We start from the raw sequence: 15179 nt of genomic DNA on the forward strand, positions 1-15179 counted from the left end.
GGCGGCTGATGTACATGTGGCACATGCTGCACGTGCTGCACGTATTGGCACGGTGAGCCTCTGCAGGTGTTTCTGACGTCGCATTTGGGCTTGGTGCCCGGAGTCGGACTCGAACCGACACGCCTTGCGGCGGGGGATTTTGAGTCCGGACCCAAAAAACCGATGGATTGGCTGCGAAAGCTTCGATTTGTTCCGCATTTCCCGCGATCGACCGCCCTCTGAAGTTTTGCCCATGCGGAAGGGAAGATCCGATCCACGCCAGGGCAGTTTTGGCAGGATGGCGGTGCGCAAGGGGTGCCGAACTTTAATGCCCGCAATAGGAAGGTTGCTCATGCTCGGCGGTGCCTTGCCATGTGACTGCTATGAAACCTAGTGCGTACCTTTGCCCTGGTAAGACTGATCAGTCACATCGGTTGGCGTCCGATACGATGTGCATATCTAAGAGGGGGAGCTACAGTGACATCGCAAATCAACCTTGCGCTTCTTCGGATCGCAAAGCGCGCAGAACGGCAGGACGACGCGACCCTTGCTCGAACATTTGTTGACTTCGGAGCCGTGGTCGCTGCCTTGTCTTCGGTGGACCATCACATCATCTTCGGCCGGCGCGGCACCGGGAAGACGCATCTGTTGACTGTGCTGCGAAAAAGTCGAGAGCAAGAGGGTACTGTTGCTATGCAACTCGACATGCGCAATCTTGGATCGACCGGAGGTGTGTATGCCGATCCGTCAATTCCGGTTACGCAGAGAGCGACCCGGCTGCTTATCGACGTTCTGGCCGCAATCCACGGGCAACTTTTCGAGCAGGCGATCGCGAACGAGGCTCGCGTGGATTTAGGAGTTGTGGGGCCAGTACTTGACGAATTCTTCGAAGCCCATCGGGCCGTGAAGGTAGTCGGTACTACGACTGTTGAGACTACGGCGGCGGCGGAAAATTCCTACGGCGCGGAAGCGAAGGTCGGCGCGAGCGTATCGCTTTCCGCAGCCAATCTTGCCGGCGAGTTCAAGGCAATGGACGGCGGCAAGGAAGCTGTCACCGCGAAAAAGACTGTGACAGGTCAGGAGATGCTACGCGTTAATTTTGGAAGTGTTGGCAATGCGCTGCGCAAGGTTGTCGAAACGCTGCCGAACCGGCGCATGTGGCTCTTGATTGATGAATGGAGTGAGGTTCCTCTAGACCTTCAACCAACCCTTGCAGATCTGCTTCGCCGTGCTGTGCTCCCGATTAAAGGGGTGACGGTGAAGATTGCGGCAATTGAGCAGCGAAGCCGATTTATGGTGGCTGACGCAAGTGTTGGTCACGTTGGTATCGAGTTAGGAGCTGATGTATCTACCACCGTTAATCTTGACGACTACATGGTGTTCGACAACGACGATCAGAAGGCTGTGGCGTTTTTTCGGTCGTTGATCTACAAACACGCATGCGCTGAACTGGAAGACGTTAAGGCACCTATTCCAAAAGATGAGGCCTCACTAATTTCTGCAGGCTTCACTCAGAGCAATGCATTCGAGGAAGTGGTTCGGGCCTGCGAAGGCGTCCCGCGCGACGCTATCAACATTCTTAGCGCGGCAGCCCAGCGGGCGAATGATGGGACGATTTCGATTGGAGACGTCCGAAACGCGGCACAGGGCTGGTATCTCGGCAGCAAGGATGCTGCCGTTTCGGCGCACGACGATGCGAAGCGCCTACTCACATGGCTGATCGACAAGGTTATTAAGGAGCGACGCGCAAAGGGGTTTCTGCTCGAAAGTGGCGTGCGCGACCCATTGATTGACTTTCTTTACGATGAACGCGTACTACACGTCCTTCGGAAAGGGATTTCAGCGAAGGATCAGCCCGGACGGCGATACACTGTCTACGGCATCGATTACGGTTGCTACATCGATTTGATCTCCACTGCACGAGCGCCGCAAGGGGTGCTCGATCTCGGCGATGTGACAGCGGAATATTCGGTAACGGTCCCTCACACCGATTTGAGGTCGATCCGCAGGTGCATCCTTGACCTTCCAGAGTTTTATCAAACAGCTTCGTCTGAGACACATGAGCTAGAAAAGGGTCGGCTGAACTAGGAAAGACGATTTACCGCCGACAACGCTCAACCTAACCCGCTTTTGACTAGATGTAACCTCGCTACCACTGTTCTTGACTTGATCCATTCACAGGTAGTTCTCGCGCTCACTCATTGCGACGCGTGCGCGGCACGATCAGCGCACAGGCTTGAGCGAGGCAGCCCGGGTCCGATAGCGCTTCTTGGTGAGGTCAACGCTGCTGTGCTGCAGCACTTGACGAGCAGGAGGCAGAAGATGCGCTGCGCAAACCCATCCAGTTCGCCCTTGGCGCTTCGTGCGTCGATCTGGGCGACGTGCCTATTCCTGCTGTGCTGTTTGACCGGCTGCGCGACGCCAGCGCTGGCCGCGCGGGTGACCGACCGCCCGCCCGCTGACCTAGCCGCGCCGTGTGACCCTGGGCCGGCCTATCCGGCGGGCGAGGTCCTGCTCGGTGTGCTGCTTGAGATCCAGCGAAAGCGGGAGGCTGCAGCGGCTGAATGCAGGGCCCTGCATTTAGCCCTGGTGCGAGCGTTGCCAGCGCCATGACGGGGAGGGCGCCATGCGGTCGAGCTGTCTGCTCTGGGCTGTCTGCGAGTGGTGGCGGCTGCGCCGACGGCGTCACTGCCACCTAGCCAGGCGTGGCAGCCGGTGGGTGCCCTTCCCACACTTCAGCCTGATGATCCGGCGCCGGGATGGCGCCTTCCGCTGCGTTAGCTTCAGGCCAGTGGCGCCAAGGCCCAAAAGCATCCCACCGCCGCTCTTCGTCGGACGGATCCGATGGGGGGACCTGACCCGGCCGCCCGCAAATCTCATAGCGCGACGTCACCGAAAAGGGGCGATTGCTGTCGGGGAATTGCAGCGTGGGTCTTGCGCCCCGAGACATTCAGCTTAAACTTTGAACATCCGACCAGGCAAATGCCCGGCCGGGGAGCGTTAGCCAGCTTTACTTCTTGGGAACGACAAGACGGAACGCCTTCTTGCCGAACTGCTTGGCGTATAGCCTGGTTCCATCCTCTCTGGTGATGTAAGCGGTGTAGACTGCTTCAAAACCATCGGGGATGGGGAGAAAGACCTTAGGGTCTTTTTTCATCGCGTGATCTTTCTTCCGGCATTGCCGGATGCAAATTGGGTTGAAAGCCCGCCTGGTGACCCTGTCAGCGCCAACTTTCCACGGCGAGCGCTGTCAGGGTCTTCCTTTTTTCCGCCCATCATGCCGGCAGGCTCGAATGATGGGCCGACTCATATCGTCTTCATGATTCCCCTCAATTGGGTTCGAATCTGCGAAGTCAGCAGGATAGCATCCGAGATACTATATCTAGGGTCTACGCTACTCACAAGCTGCTACCAATAGCGTTAGTAGCATTGAGGTCGCCTTGGCACACAAAGGTTGGCAAGCCCTGCCTCCGCATACACCCGATGAATTGGGCTGCGTCTTTGAAGAAGCTAGGATTGGCGCGGGCTAGCGCCCGGAAACGTGTGCGAAGTGCGATTTGTGCTGGAGTTCCCGCTATTTTGAAATACGAGCTTCTCGTGGTTCATCGATTCGCTTGTCACAGGTGATCAGGACAATTCCTGTCTGTGGGGAATCCCTTAATAGCCCGCGATGTTTGTACGGAAGCGGCGGAGAATTTCTCAACGCGCAATCAGGCAACCCCGGAAACTGCCCGGCAAGGTGCAGTGGCCTGACGTACGTGAGGCAGAGCCGTAAGGTGCTGTGTGGATTTGCGTCGGCGCCTAAGTGGTGGTGGAGGTACACGCGAGGGCATCCATCCTTTCAGAGGGTGCTGCATGACCCGACCCTGCTGATCAACCACGTCCAGCACGATCCGCTCGCGCCCAAGTGCCGCGTCGCGTTCGTTTGTAGACGATTGCAACAGCAGGGCGGGCACCTGAGCCCGCAGCGCTTCCTTCGCGGCCATCACGTCGCGTCCCCACTCCATCCAAGCCGCTCGCTCGTCTGCGGTGCACCCCGGTCCAGGCGGTGCGTCCTGCGTCGGCCCCACCACCAACGTCGCTTCCATGAGGGCTCGCACGGTCCAGTCTGGACTGCCGAACGTTGCGTCCAGCGCGTGGCGGACGACGTCGCAGGCGCGTGCGTGATCCTGCTCGAGCACTGCGAGAAAGGCAGGCCGAACCAGGTATTTCATGGGGTGGGGGAGGTGGCGATTTGTCATGAGCCATTCCGGCAAATGCGGAACGACGTGCGGAACAAATGCGGAACGATTCTTCTGAGGTCGCAGCTAAGTGCTTGGTGCCCGGAGTCGGACTCGAACCGACACGCCTTGCGGCGGGGGATTTTGAGTCCCCTGCGTCTACCGATTTCGCCATCCGGGCGACATCAGAAAAGAAAGCCATTATGCCATGCAAAGCCATGGTCTCACTGAGAGAATGCGGGGCATGAGTGATGCACCTGCTTTTGAGGGGTCCAGCTATCCGACGCTGGAGGATGTGATCGGCAATACACCGCTGGTGCGGCTGCAGCGCGTGCTGGGCCCGGAACTGGCTGCGCGCGGCAATGTGCTGTTGGCCAAGCTGGAGGGGAACAACCCGGCCGGCTCGGTGAAGGACCGGCCCGCCATCAGCATGATCCGCCGCGCCGAGGAGCGCGGGGAGATCAAGCCGGGCGACACCTTGATCGAGGCCACCTCCGGCAATACCGGCATCGCGCTGGCCATGGCCGCCGCCATCCGGGGCTACCGCATGGTGCTGATCATGCCGGAAGACCTGTCCATCGAACGCGCCCAGACCATGAAGGCGTTTGGCGCCGAGCTCATCCTCACCCCGCGCTCCGGGGGGATGGAATATGCGCGGGACCTGGCCGAGCAGATGCAGAGCGACGGCAAGGGCCGGGTGCTGGACCAGTTCGCCAACAACGACAACCCCCGCATCCACTACGAGACCACCGGCCCCGAAATCTGGCGCGACACCGGTGGACGCGTCACCCACTTCGTCAGCGCCATGGGCACCACCGGCACCATCACCGGGACCTCGCGCTTCCTGAAAGAACAGAACAGCGACGTGCGCATCATCGGTGCGCAACCGGCGGAAGGTTCCCGCATCCCCGGCATCCGCAAGTGGCCACAGGCGTATCTGCCCAAGATCTATCGCCCCGAAACCGTGGATGAGCTGGTGCTGGTCAGCCAGTCCGACGCCGAGGACATGGCCCGGCGTCTGGCGCGCGAAGAGGGCCTGTTTGCCGGGATCTCCGCCGCTGGCGCCTGCTGGGTGGCCCTGCAGACCGCCCGCCAGGTGAGCAACGCCACCATCGTGTTTGTGGTGTGCGACCGCGGGGACCGCTATTTGTCGACAGGCGTCTTCCCGGCCTGACCCAGCCTGAGGTGCCACCCGTGCTCAGTCCCCGGTCCCGACTTGCAGCGTTGTTCCCCGGCGCTTTTTCGGTTTTCCCCTCAACCCAAGGCTGAGCGCCCTCAAGCCCATGACCTTCCGGTTCTGCCCTCAATGCGCCACGGAGTTGCAATGGATCGAACTGCCGGAAGACGGCGGACCCAAAACCCGGCTGCGCTGCCCCGCCTGCGACTTCACCCACTGGAACAACCCGACCCCGGTGCTGGCCGCCGTGGTGGAGTGCGTGGACCGCGAGGGCCAGGTGTTGCTGGCCCGCAATGCAGCCTGGCCCATGCCTTTCTACGGGCTAATCACCGGCTTCATGGAGGCCGCTGAAACCCCGGAAGAGGGTATTCGCCGGGAGGTGCTGGAAGAGACGTCGTTGGAAGCCCTGGGTTGCACACTCATCGGCGTGTATGACTTCCAGAAGAAGAACCAGGTGATCATTGCGTACCACGTTCCCGCTCGTGGGGAGGTGAAGCTGTCGCCCGAACTGGTGGACTACACGCTGACGTCGCCAGAACAACTGGAGTGCTGGCCCGCCGGCACCGGTTATGCGCTGGCCGATTGGCTGCAAAGCCGGGGCATCACACCCCGCTGGATGCCGCCACGGACTTAAAATCAGCCGCCTGCGACAAGGATTGATCCATGGACACCATCCACAAGGAACTCGACACCCGCGGGCTGAACTGCCCCCTGCCCATTCTGAAGGCCAAAAAGGCGCTGGCGGAAATGGAAAGCGGCCAGCTGCTCAAGGTGGTCGCCACGGACCCGGGCTCCAACCGGGACTTCCAGGCATTTGCGCGCCAGACCGGCAACGAGCTGGTGGAGCAGTCGACGGTGGGCGAAGATTTCATCCACGTGCTGCGCCGGCGCTGAAGTCAATTTCGGGCCTCTTTGTCGGGCGCATTGACCGGCGCATTGACCGGCGCATTGACGGGCCCATTGACGGCCTCATTGCGAGCCTCATTGCGAGCCAGATTTTGCGGGCCACATTGTCGGCCTCTTTGCGGGGCACTTCGGGACGGCACTTCCGCGCTTAGGGGGTGCGCTGCTTGCAGCAAGAATGACAAAGGCCACGCTGAGCGTGGCCATTTCCATTGCGGGTCGGTCAGAGTCGATCAGACGGTGATCAGACTTCCAACGCCTTCAGGTATTCACGGAAGCTGGCACCCAGCTCCGGGTGGTCCAGCGCCAGTTCAACGTTGGCCTGCAGGAAGCCTTCCTTGCTGCCGCAGTCGTAGCGCTTGCCTTCATAACGATAAGCAAACACCTTCTCGCGACGCATCAGGGCGGCAATGCCGTCCGTCAGCTGGATCTCGCCGCCGACGCCGCGCGGCTGCGTGGCGATCTCGCGGAACACGCCCGGCGTCAGGATGTAGCGGCCGGCCACGGCCAGACGCGAAGGCGCCTGTTCGGGGGACGGCTTTTCCACCATGTGAGTGAGATCCATCAGGCGGTCGCTGATGGCCGAGCCCGCCACGATGCCGTAGCGCTTGGTGTGTTCCGGTGGCACTTCCTGGACGGCCAGAATGGAGGCCTGCCATTCGGCGAACTGGTCCACCATCTGCTTGAGCACAGGCGGGCGGCCCACCATCAGGTCATCGGCCAGCAGCACGGCAAACGGCTCGTTCACCACCACACACTGGGCGCAGAGCACCGCATGGCCCAGGCCCAGGGCCTTGGGCTGACGGATGTAGATGCACTCCATGTCGTCCGGCTTGATGGAACGCACCAGGGACAGCAGTTCACGCTTGTTGGCGTTTTCGAGCTCGGTCTCCAGCTCGAAGGCCGTGTCGAAGTGGTCCGGAATGGCACGCTTGTTGCGGCCGTTCACAAAGATCATCTGCCGGATGCCTGCGGCATAGGCTTCTTCGACCGCATATTGGATCAGTGGCTTGTCCACCACCGGCAACATTTCCTTGGGCTGGGCTTTGGTGGCGGGCAGAAAGCGCGTCCCCAGACCTGCGACGGGAAAGATTGCCTTGTTGATCAGGGCCATTTACGTAAACTCCCACGGTTGTTGCGCTGGCATTGTTGCATGGCAGCATTGCAAGAAAGTCAAACAAACATCTCCAAACCCCTCATGTCAGTGCTAGTGCTGGAACCGCTGGAATCAGACATCCTGGAGTGGCTGGCCGAACGCCATCCACTCCAAGTTGCGCCTGAACTGGCAGCGGATCCGGTGGCATTAAGAGATCAGGTCGGGCAGGCCCAGGCAATTCTCTTGCCCGCCTCGGTCGCCCTGGACTTGCCGCTCATCCAGCATGCGCCGCGTTTGCGGGCCGTGGGCCGCATCAACGCGGGCGCGGAAAACATCGATACGGAAGCGTGTCGAGTTGCAAATATCGAGGTGGTGCGGGCCCCCACAGCCACCGCATCGGCGGAAGCCGAGTTCATCATCGGCGCGCTGCTCGCCTTGTTGCGCCGCGTACCGATTGAAACACTTGATGGGTCACTGGTGGGCCGTGAACTCGGCTGCGCCACCGTCGGCCTGGTCGGCCTGGGGTCGTCGGCCCGTCAATTGGCCACGGTGCTGCCAATCTTTGGTGCGCGGGTGATCGGATATGACCCTGGCCTGCACCATGCCGATCCGCTCTGGGCCCAGTGGGGCATCGAGCCTTACGGCCTGCGGGAGCTCATGCAGGCGTCGGATGCGGTGAGCGTGCAGCTCGGTTATTTCCCACGTTATCGCGGGCTGATCGGGGAGCGGGTGCTGGGGTATTGCAAACCCGAGCAGGTGCTGGTGTCCACCTCTCACTCAGCGCTGTTTGATGAACAGGCGCTGGCGGATGCCCTCACTGGGGGGCGGCTGCTGGCCGCCTGGCTGGACTTGATGGAGCCCGGCCTGCTGGAGCCGGGGCGGCCGCTGCACGGCGTGCCGGGCTTGCAGGTCACGCCGCGGCTGGCGGCCACCACGCGGGAGTCCCGCATGCGTGCGGCCTGGAGCGTGGCACGGAGGATCTCGGAGATCCTGTCCGTGCCCAGCCCGCAGGCCGACTTCAGGCCGACGCTGCCAGACGCGACACCTGATCTTGCAGTCGAGCCAAGGTGGCGGTGAAGTCGGCAATGCGCTGACGCTCCTGTTCCACCACGGCGGCCGGGGCGCGCGCCACGAAGCTTTCGTTGCTGAGCTTGCCTTCGGCCTTGCTGATCTCGCCTTGCAGACGGGCGATTTCCTTGGCGATGCGCGCTTGCTCGGCCGCCACGTCCACTTCCACCTTCAGCGCCAGACGGGCCTGGCCATGCACCAGCACCGGAGAGGTGGCGCTGGCCTGGTCGAACGCGGCTTCGTCGTCGATCAGCTCCACCGTCTCCAGCTTGGCCAGCACACGCAGCAGCGGGGCGGCTTCGCGGAGGAACTCAAGCTGGCCGGTGGCCAGCAGCGGCACGCGGTCGGACGGGCTCAGGCCCATTTCGCCGCGCAGGCTGCGGCAGGTGCCCACCACGGACTTGAGCTGCTCCACCCAGGCGATGGCCTGCGGGTCGATGCGGTCCGGCGCGGCCACGGGGTAGGTGGCCGTCACCAAATAGTCGGTCTGCTTGCGGCCGGCGATGGGGGCCACGGTCTGCCACAGCTCCTCGGTGATGAAGGGGGCGATCGGATGCAGCAAGCGCAGCACCGTTTCCAGCACGCGGATCAGCGTGCGGCGGGTGCCGCGCTGCGCCGCTTCATTGCCGGCCGCCTGGGCCGTCTGCAGCTGGACCTTGGAGATTTCCAGATACCAGTCGCAGTATTCATCCCACACAAAGGAGTAGATGGCATTGGCGACCAGGTCCAGGCGGTAGTCGGCGAAGCCCTGGGCGACAGCCTGTTCCACCTTCTGCAGCTCGCTGACGATCCAGCGATCGGCCTGGCTGAACTGCAGGTAACCGTGGGCGGTACCACCGGGGGCGCATTGCTCCTTGGTGTGATCCATCAGGCCGCAGTCCTGGCCCTGCGTGTGGGTCAACACGAACTTGGTGGCGTTCCAGAGCTTGTTGCAGAAGTTGCGGTAGCCCTCGCAGCGCTTGCTGTCGAAGTTGACGCTGCGGCCCAGGGTGGCCATGGCGGCAAAGGTGAAACGCAGTGCATCGGCACCGTAGCCGGGAATGCCTTCCGGGAATTCCTTTTCGGTGGCCTTGCGCACCTTGGGCGCCGTCTCTGGGCGGCGCAGGCCCTGGGTGCGCTTCTCCAGAAGCTCCGGCAGGGCGATGCCGTCGATCAGGTCGACCGGGTCCAGCACGTTGCCCTCGGACTTGCTCATCTTCTTGCCCTGAGCGTCCAGCACCAGGCCGTGGATGTAGACATGGCGGAAGGGCACCTTGCCGGTGAAGTGCTTGGTCAGCATGATCATCCGGGCCACCCAGAAGAAGATGATGTCGTAGCCGGTCACCAGCACGGAAGAGGGCAGGAACAGGTCCTGTTCCAGCGTCTTCTCCGGCCAACCCAGGGTGGAGAAGGGCACCAGCGCGGACGAATACCAGGTGTCCAGCACGTCTTCGTCACGGGTCAGCGGGCCGGTGTAGCCAGCCGCCGCCGCCTTGGTGCGGGCTTCTTCTTCATCATGCGCGACGAAGATCTGGCCCGCGTCACCGAACCAGGCCGGAATCTGATGGCCCCACCACAGCTGGCGCGAGATGCACCAGTCCTGGATGTTGTTCATCCACTGGTTGTAGGTGTTGACCCAGTTCTCCGGCACGAATTTCACTTCGCCGTCGGCCACCACATCGATGGCTTTCTGGGCGATGCTCTTGCCGTCCGCGCCCGGCTTGCTCATGGCGACGAACCATTGGTCGGTCAGCATGGGCTCGACCACCTGGCCGGTGCGGGTGCAGCGCGGCACCATCAGCTTGTGCTTCTTGACCTCCACCAGCAGGCCTTCGGTCTCCAGCTGGGCCACCAGCTGCTTGCGGGCCACAAAACGGTCCAGGCCCCGGTATTGCGCGGGGATCTCGGGCAGCGTGTCCACCACCGTCGCGTCCAGCGTGAAGATGGTGATCATCGGCAGCTTGTGGCGCAGGCCGACCTGATAGTCGTTGTGGTCGTGGGCCGGGGTCACCTTCACCACGCCCGTGCCGAAGGCCTTGTCCACGTAGTCGTCGGCAATCACCGGCACCAGCCGGCCGGTGATGGGCAGGCGGACCTGGCGGCCGATCAGGTGGCGATAACGCTCGTCCTCCGGATGCACCATGACGGCGGTGTCACCCAGCATCGTCTCGGGACGGGTGGTGGCCACCACCAGTGATTCATCGCCGTCCGCCAGGCTGTAGCGGATGTGCCAGAGCGAACCGTCTTCTTCTTCGCTTTCCACTTCCAGGTCGGACACGGCGGATTTCAGCACCGGATCCCAGGGCACCAGGCGCTTGCCGCGATAGATCAGGCCTTCATCAAACAGCTTGACGAAGGTGTCCACCACCACCTTGGACAGCTTCTCGTCCATGGTGAAGTACTCGTGTTCCCAGGAGACCGAGTCGCCCATGCGGCGCATCTGCTGGGTGATGGTGCTGCCGGACTGCTGCTTCCATTCCCAGACGCGGGCCACGAAATTCTTGCGACCCAGGTCATGGCGGCTCTGGCCCTGGCCCTGCAGCTGGCGCTCCACCACGATCTGGGTGGCAATGCCGGCATGGTCGGTGCCGGGTACCCACAGCGTGTTGTCGCCGCGCATGCGGTGGTAGCGGGTCAACGAGTCCATGATGGTCTGGTTGAACGCATGGCCCATGTGCAGCGTGCCGGTGACGTTGGGCGGCGGCAGCTGAACGCAGAAGGAGTCGCGGGCGGGGTCCAGCGTGGGCTTGTAGAGGCCCTTGGACTCCCACAGGGGGCCCCAATGGGCTTCCAGGGCGGCGGGTTCGAAGGACTTCGCGAGTTCGGTCATGAGGTCGAGCGCCTGCCAGAGGGCAGGCGGACGTGAAAGTGAGGAATTCGGGTGGACCTGCATTGTAGAGGGCAGGCGGCTCGGCAGGCCCTTGGCGCTCGGCCCTCCGGCCACGATACAAAACGAAAAACAGCGATACCGGCATGAGATGCCCCCAGCGGCCGGCCCGGGAATGATGCAGACATGTTTTCACCGCCTGGACACCCGGGCTTTACCAAGGAATCCGACCATGCATCTGTTTCGTCGCTGGAGCCGTCACCATGAACATCACCGTCATCACAGCTTTGATGGCCAGTTCGGTCCTTTCGGCCCTCACCCTCACGCTGGCCCCTTCGGGTCCATGCCCTCCGGCCCCGCTGCGGGTCTCTGGCCTTTTGCGGCCTTCGGTGCCTGGCACGCCCATGGCCATGGCTACGGGCGTGGCCACGGGCACGGACACGGATACGGATACGGCCATGGGGCAGGCCGTGGGCGCGGCGACCACCCGGGTGGTGGGTTCGGCCTCGGTCCAGGCCTGGGCCTTGGTGCCGATGGCCGGCGTGGAGAGCGGCTGCAGGCCCGCATCAGCGCCTTCCTGGACCTGAGCGAGCGCCAGCAGGCTGCACTGGGCCAGGTGCTGGACCAGTTCCGCGCCCGCCGTCGCGCCTTGCGAGGGGTGATGTCCGGCCCGGAGGTGGCGCGCCTGGTGGAGAACGACAGCTTTGCCCGTGAAGCCGCCCAGCAATTGCTGGACAAGGAGATCGACGCCCTGCGGGCCGGCGTGCCGGCGCTGGTGCAGGCCGTGGGGGACTTTTTCGACGCCCTGGACTTCGACCAGCAGCAGGCCCTGCGTTTCATGATGCGGCGGCTGCGTCGTCGGGCCGGTCGCCATGACGCTGCCACCGGGCCGTTCTGACATGGCCGCCCGCCCATCCAAAGCCGGTTCCGGCATCAGCGCACTGCTCACCGGCGACACCTGCCGTCAGCCGCCGGGGCGCCTGGTGCCGGCCATCGACCGCAATCGGTGCGAAGGCAAGGGCGACTGCCTGGCCGTCTGCCCCTATGGCGTCTTCGAGATTGGCATCCTGCCCCGGGAAGATCGGGCAGGGCTGAGTCTGGTCGGCAAGCTCAAGGGCTTCGGCCATGGGTGGCGCCAGGCGTTCACGCCGCAGGCCGACGCGTGCCGGGCCTGTGGGCACTGTGTGACGGCCTGCCCGGAGCGGGCGATCACGCTGGTGCGCGCCGTGCCGCGGGACACTCGGGCCCATGATCAGACATGATGGCTGCGGCGCAGCCTCGCCGGGCACAATGGAACCAAGATGCATCGACTGCTGCTGATCGACGACGATGAGGCCCTGGCCGGGCCGCTGACCCAATACCTCGCCCGCTTCGATTTCGAATTGAGCGCGGTGACCCGCCCGAGCCTGGCCTTGCAACGGCTCGCGTCCGACGCCTTCGACGCCCTGATCCTGGACGGCATGTTGCCCGAGATGGATGGGTTTGCCTTCTGTCGGCAGATCCGCGCCAGCCAGGATCGCTGGCGAGACATCCCCATTCTCATGCTGACGGCGCGGGGCGATCTGACCGACCGGGTGGTGGGGCTGGAACTGGGGGCGGATGACTATCTGGCCAAACCCTTCGAGCCGCGGGAACTGGCGGCCCGGCTGCAGACCATCCTGCGGCGCACGCGGCTGGTGCCGGTGGCAGCCTCGCAGGGCGGCCACGGTGGGTGGCTGCGTTTTGAGGGCCTGGACATCGATACCAGCCGACGTGAGGTGCGCACCCCGGACGGGGTGGCGGACCTGACCAGCACCGAATACGAGCTGCTGGCGCTGCTGGCGAGGGAGCCCGGTCGGGTGTTTACCCGGGACGAGATCCTGAACCGGCTGCGCGGCCAGGAAGCGGACCTCTACACCCGTGCGGTGGACATCCTGGTGAGCCGGTTGCGCAAGAAGCTGGAGCCAGTCGAGGCGGTGAAGACGCTGCGTAATGCGGGCTACTGTTTTGCGCTGCCGGAGCGGGTGTCGTGAGCGGGTGGCGGGCATGGCGAACCTGGCGCGCAGAAGTGCGGCAGGCTGAGTCGGGTACTGCGGGATCCGAAGGGGCTGCGGGATCGCCGGTGGCTGCGGATCGCTGGGGGCGACGGGAACTGCGCCGGAGCGAACGCGAGGCCCGGCAGATGGCCAAGCGGGTGCGGGAGCATCGCCTGCGCCAATTGGCCTGGATGGCCCGGATGGGCCATCTTGAGAGCCGCACGGATGTCCGCGACTGGGGCGCTGACCGCTGGCGATGGGAGGGGCGCCGCGACTGGCGCTGGCATCTGCGGGCCCGCCACCGTTGGCATCAGCGCTGGCACCGGCATCATGCCAACTTCAAGCATTCGCTGGGGGCGCGGCTGATCGCCATCTTCGTGGTGATGGCGTTGCTGAGCAGCCTCGTTGTCTGGGGCACCATCGGCCAGGACCTGGGCCCGCTCACGGCGGTCGTGCTGCTGTTGCTGCTCACCGCAACGGCGTACGGCGCCATTCGCCACATCGTGCGTCCGATCAGTGCGCTGGCGGCTGGCGCAGAGGCCTTCGGGCGGGGCGACCTTCACCACCGGGTGCCGGTGATCCATCGCGATGAAATCGGGGACCTCGCTGTTCGCTTCAATCAAATGGCCGATGACATCCAGGCGATGTTGGATGGCAAACGAGCACTGCTGCTGGCCATCAGCCATGAGTTGCGCAGCCCGCTGACCCGCGCCCGGCTGCATGCGGAGCTGGTGGAGGAGGGCGCTTCCAAGGGGGCTCTGCTGCAGGAACTGGGGCAGATGCGGGACCTGATCTCGGCGCTGCTGGAGAGCGAGCGACTGGATCGTGGCCATACGGCCTTGCAACTGGCGCCCTGCGATCTGGCAGCGCTGGTGCAGGAGCAGGCGCAACCGGGGGTGGGGCTGCAGATCGAGCCCGGCCTGCCGCCGCTGCCGGTGGACCGCATGCGGATCCAGCTGCTGCTGCGCAATCTGGTGCACAACGCGCTGCGGCACAACGACCCGGCCCAAGGGCCGGTGGTGGTGGCGCTTGAGGCGGTGCGCGAGGGAGGGGGCTCGGCCCAGGGCGGCGGCTCGTCCACTCTCAAGGCCCAGCGGCTGCGGGTGCGCGACCATGGTCCGGGCGTGCCGCCCGAGGCCTTGCCGCAGTTGGGGCAGCCGTTCTTCCGTCCGGATGAAGCCCGCACCCGGTCGGAAGGCGGCGTGGGCCTGGGGCTGTCGCTGTGCCGGCTGGTAGCGCAGGCACACGGCAGTCAGCTGGTGCTGCGTAATGCGTCGCCTGGCTTCGAGGTGTGGGTGGACCTACCCATGACGAGGCCTGAAACGACTCATCCAACCTAGCAAGATCATCGCCCCGCGCCTCAGAAACATCGGTCGCAGGCAGCCACCTACTGAAGCGAGGCATCAAGCGCAAAGCGACAGCAAACTTTTGCAAGTGAAAGCGTTGAATGCCTTGGATAGAGTGGCTTTGCATTTATTGAAACGCTGTGAGGCCGCAATATGGGCTGGTTCCTGATCTCCATCGTGATCCCCATCTTCACGCCCTTGGCGTTGGTGGGCATGTATCTGCTGGCGCCAGTGGAGCAGGCCCATGGGCTGAAGCTGATTTCGCAGGTCAAGGACGGGCAACTGTCCTGGCCCGCTTGCGGGTTCTGCGCATCCGCCCTGTATGAACTGGCGGAGTCCCGGGTGTTGCTGGATGACCAGTTCAGCAACTGGGTTCAGGGCGGGTTCACGGTCATGTTGCTGATCAGCGCGTTCATTGCATTGCTGAGCGTGGTGTTTCCAACGCCGCTGCCACTCACAGTCAGACCGCTGGCACGTCGCCAGTTCAAGATGCTGCTGGGTTCGGCTGCGGTGGTAGGGATCTCTGCAATTTTCTATACCTGGCTGCACTTCCTGGTCAGCCAATAAGG

Annotated in this window: 13 protein-coding genes and 1 tRNA gene; 10 read left to right on the forward strand and 4 right to left on the reverse strand. The window is 63.5% G+C overall.

What is annotated here, in order from left to right; genetic code table 11:
• Positions 1 to 456 precede the first annotated feature (456 nt).
• A complete protein-coding gene (locus OU995_RS16985) occupies positions 457 to 2067 on the forward strand; it encodes a hypothetical protein (protein WP_267831191.1) in 1611 nt (536 codons plus the stop codon).
• A gap of 922 nt (positions 2068 to 2989) precedes the next feature.
• Here OU995_RS16985 and OU995_RS16990 read toward each other — a convergent pair.
• Entirely contained in the window at positions 2990 to 3136 is a 147-nt protein-coding gene (locus OU995_RS16990; RefSeq protein WP_267831192.1) for a hypothetical protein, read from the reverse strand.
• Positions 3137 to 4295: 1159 nt separating this feature from the next.
• Positions 4296 to 4380 (reverse strand) — tRNA-Leu (locus OU995_RS16995).
• A gap of 63 nt (positions 4381 to 4443) precedes the next feature.
• Here OU995_RS16995 and cysM point away from each other — a divergent pair.
• From cysM to OU995_RS17010, 3 genes are all read left to right on the forward strand, one after another.
• Entirely contained in the window at positions 4444 to 5373 is a 930-nt protein-coding gene (cysM, locus tag OU995_RS17000; RefSeq protein ID WP_267831193.1) for a cysteine synthase CysM, read from the forward strand.
• Positions 5374 to 5482: 109 nt separating this feature from the next.
• Positions 5483 to 6010, forward strand: coding sequence for an NUDIX hydrolase (locus OU995_RS17005; protein WP_267831194.1), 528 nt, complete (start codon positions 5483 to 5485; stop codon positions 6008 to 6010).
• A 29-nt stretch (positions 6011 to 6039) separates the two neighbouring features.
• Positions 6040 to 6270, forward strand: coding sequence for a sulfurtransferase TusA family protein (locus tag OU995_RS17010; RefSeq protein ID WP_267831195.1), 231 nt, complete (start codon positions 6040 to 6042; stop codon positions 6268 to 6270).
• A gap of 253 nt (positions 6271 to 6523) precedes the next feature.
• Here OU995_RS17010 and galU read toward each other — a convergent pair whose 3' ends face one another.
• Positions 6524 to 7393, reverse strand: a complete 870-nt coding sequence (galU, locus tag OU995_RS17015; protein WP_267831196.1) for a UTP--glucose-1-phosphate uridylyltransferase GalU — start codon at positions 7391 to 7393, stop codon at positions 6524 to 6526.
• A gap of 84 nt (positions 7394 to 7477) precedes the next feature.
• On the opposite strand from galU, the gene OU995_RS17020 reads away from it, so the two are divergent.
• Positions 7478 to 8452, forward strand: coding sequence for an NAD(P)-dependent oxidoreductase (locus OU995_RS17020; RefSeq protein ID WP_267831197.1), 975 nt, complete (start codon positions 7478 to 7480; stop codon positions 8450 to 8452).
• On the opposite strand, the gene OU995_RS17025 is transcribed toward OU995_RS17020, so the two are convergent.
• Entirely contained in the window at positions 8394 to 11252 is a 2859-nt protein-coding gene (locus OU995_RS17025) for a valine--tRNA ligase (RefSeq protein WP_267831198.1), read from the reverse strand. The genes OU995_RS17020 and OU995_RS17025 overlap by 59 nt on opposite strands.
• Before the next feature lie 229 nt (positions 11253 to 11481).
• Here OU995_RS17025 and OU995_RS17030 point away from each other — a divergent pair, with 229 nt between their 5' ends.
• The 5 genes from OU995_RS17030 to OU995_RS17050 all read left to right on the forward strand — a co-directional run bounded on the left by OU995_RS17030 (position 11482) and on the right by OU995_RS17050 (position 15177).
• Positions 11482 to 12147, forward strand: a complete 666-nt coding sequence (locus OU995_RS17030; RefSeq protein ID WP_267831199.1) for a hypothetical protein — start codon at positions 11482 to 11484, stop codon at positions 12145 to 12147.
• A 1-nt stretch (position 12148) separates the two neighbouring features.
• Positions 12149 to 12511 (forward strand): ATP-binding protein, encoded by a 363-nt coding sequence (locus OU995_RS17035; RefSeq protein ID WP_267831201.1) that lies wholly within the window; start codon positions 12149 to 12151, stop codon positions 12509 to 12511.
• 39 nt (positions 12512 to 12550) lie between these two features.
• Entirely contained in the window at positions 12551 to 13261 is a 711-nt protein-coding gene (locus tag OU995_RS17040) for a response regulator transcription factor (protein WP_267831202.1), read from the forward strand.
• Positions 13262 to 13350: 89 nt separating this feature from the next.
• Positions 13351 to 14604 (forward strand): sensor histidine kinase, encoded by a 1254-nt coding sequence (locus tag OU995_RS17045; RefSeq protein WP_267831203.1) that lies wholly within the window; start codon positions 13351 to 13353, stop codon positions 14602 to 14604.
• Between the two features lie 159 nt (positions 14605 to 14763).
• Positions 14764 to 15177: a hypothetical protein gene (locus OU995_RS17050; protein WP_267831204.1), complete on the forward strand. Its 414-nt coding sequence runs from the start codon at positions 14764 to 14766 to the stop codon at positions 15175 to 15177.
• Positions 15178 to 15179 lie beyond the last annotated feature (2 nt).

This window comes from Roseateles sp. SL47 (assembly GCF_026625885.1).
GTDB lineage: Bacteria > Pseudomonadota > Gammaproteobacteria > Burkholderiales > Burkholderiaceae_C > Roseateles.